Source organism: Thalassospira sp. UBA848 (assembly GCF_002295455.1).
Lineage (GTDB): Bacteria > Pseudomonadota > Alphaproteobacteria > Rhodospirillales > Thalassospiraceae > Thalassospira.
This window is the reverse complement of record NZ_DBGS01000140.1, coordinates 5,531-5,842: the sequence shown is the minus strand read 5'-3', so window position 1 is coordinate 5,842 and position 312 is coordinate 5,531. Positions and strand designations below refer to the sequence as shown.

1 protein-coding gene is annotated in these 312 nt (G+C 60.3%); it reads right to left on the bottom strand.

Annotated features, from left to right (window positions below; translation table 11 throughout):
* Positions 1-312 (bottom strand): hypothetical protein (locus B2R48_RS19475; protein ID WP_297003616.1); only part of this gene is annotated, 312 nt, incomplete at both ends.

The window sequence follows — 312 nt, the reverse complement described above, 5'->3', positions numbered from 1 at the left end:
TTGTATTGATGAAAGCCCAGCCGGGCATCGGGGCCGAGGTAACGCTTGGCACCACCCATAAAGGCGGTCGTACAGGCGGAGCTGCAGGCCTTAAACACATAGGTGTCCAAGCCCCGATCCCGGATCAGGAAGCCGACACCGCGCCCTTCATAGACATGCCCGCCGTCACTGTGCAAAACGATTCCGGTCACACCCGGATTTTGATCAAGCAAGGCCGCCAACCGCTGCGCCATACCCAGCGCAAAAGTGCCGGTAATGTGAATGCGGGGGTTGTCGGGACTGAGTGTGAGCGCATACTGGCTGGCGCGGGCA